Origin of the sequence: Hymenobacter crusticola (assembly GCF_002154225.1) — a bacterium.
Lineage (GTDB): Bacteria > Bacteroidota > Bacteroidia > Cytophagales > Hymenobacteraceae > Hymenobacter > Hymenobacter crusticola.
This window is the reverse complement of record NZ_MTSE01000094.1, coordinates 1-1,825: the sequence shown is the minus strand read 5'-3', so window position 1 is coordinate 1,825 and position 1,825 is coordinate 1. Positions and strand designations below refer to the sequence as shown.

Here is a 1,825-nt window from a genome sequence, read left to right as displayed (position 1 = left end):
TCGGCGTCTTGAGCGGCGCCGTAACGGTGATTGAAAAAGGCATAAGATTAGACGATTTCGGTATAGGTGAGGGAACACTCCGAGCCGGACAGCGCCCCGCGCAGGGTGGCCACGTCCTGGTTATAGAAGTACAGCTGAATCAAGTCGCCGGCGGCAAAATCCACCGTCAGCGAGCTACCAGCGAAGCCTAGGCCGGAGCGGTCGGTGCCGATGGTGGTTTGCATCGGATAGCGCACTACGCCATTGGCGTCGGTAACCTGCATATACAGCGTGTAGGCGCCTCCGACGATCGCGTTGTTGAGGGCCACGAAGTAGCTGATCGAGGCGCGGGCGTTCCGCAGTACGCGAATACCGGCCTGACTCAGCTCCGCTTGGGCAGGCAGCGTGGCGGCGGCCGTCACCGACAGGGGCACCCGGTAGGAGGTGTTAAGCGGGATGCTGTCTTGTTGCGCCAGCGTGGTGCTCAGGCGGGCCACCATCGCCAGCGGCTCGCCGCCGGTGCGCTTCCAGCCGTCGAGCGTGGCGCGCAGGTTGATGCTCTCATTAGCGTAGAGCACCAGGTTCGTGGCGCCCGTAATTGGGTACAACCCTGTGGCACTAGCCGCCACGCTGATGAAAATAGATAAACCGAGGTTCTGGCTCGCACTGGGTAAGGTGAGGGCATAGCCGCCGCCGGTCACGTAGTAGGCCTTATTAGCGTTGAGCGTGGTGGCCTGCGTAGTGGTCACGGGGTTGGCGAAGTCGATGCCGCTGCCGGTGCCCGGTGTGCTGCTGCCACCAGCGGGCAAGCCCAGGAAGCTGTAGCCGACCGCACTGGCCACGTTGGCCGGTACGGTGCCGCGGTAGTTGACCTGCGAGAAGTCGTAGCTCACCACGCCATCCGGGGCCACGATAAGCGGCGCGCCGGCGTCGCAGAGCAGGCGGGAGTTATGAATGCGCAGCTTGTTGCCGGCCGCGTCACTCACCGCCCCGCCGTCGCCGGTGTTGCGATACACGGCCCCGCCCCCGCTCACCGTCACGTCGCAGTCCGCCAGGTCGAAGGCGGCCGCATTGAAATAAAAGCCGCCGTTGCGCGTGTAGGCCGTGATATAGTCGCCGCTGCTCACCAGGGCCCGCACCCGACGCAGGGAAACCGCAAACGGGCCGGGGTTTGCCCCGCCATTGGGGAAGGCCGTGTAGTTGATCTTGCCTTCGTGCGTGAGGCCGGAGAGCGTCAGGTTCACCCGAATCGTGGCGTATTGGTAGATCTCGCCTCGGAGCGTGCCGCCGCCCTCAATCGTGATGAAGCGCGTGGTACCGGACGCCTGGTAGTTGAACATGCAGTACAGGCGCTTGAACTGCCAGGTAGTGCCCGCGGGCACCACCACCGTCAAATCCCGGTGAATGCCGGCATCGGCGTTCGGGTCGCCGAAGGTGCCCGGTCCAAAGATGATGCGGTCGCCGGGCTGGCTGTTGTAGTGCGCATCGTCCCAGGTGCTGTAGTAGCGCACGGAACCGCCCGTGCTCACGAGGGCAACGCGGCCCTGAATGCGCGTTTGCACATCAAAGGTGAGCTGCTCCCACCGGATGCTCCCATCCGCGATACTTGCATCAAATTCCAGGTTCCAGTTAGCGCCCTGCACCGGGTCGGCCTGCGGCGTCATTGCCCGGCGGGCGCGCCACAGCTGCCGCCCATAGGCGTACACCCAGTCCAGTTTCACCGCGGTGCCCAGCACCAAGGCTCCGCCGTACTGGTAGCCTAGCACCGAAGGATCGAAGTCAGTGCCACCACTTGGCGTGCCCGTGATAGTGCCTACCAGCACTTTCACCAGCACCACGTCATCGA

General features: G+C 64.1%; 1 protein-coding gene. It reads right to left on the bottom strand.

Going from position 1 to position 1,825, the window contains the following annotated elements; all coding sequences use genetic code 11:
• Positions 1-47 precede the first annotated feature (47 nt).
• On the bottom strand, positions 48-1,825 hold a 1,778-nt coding region (locus BXP70_RS30180; RefSeq protein ID WP_179197905.1), incomplete at its 5' end, for a hypothetical protein.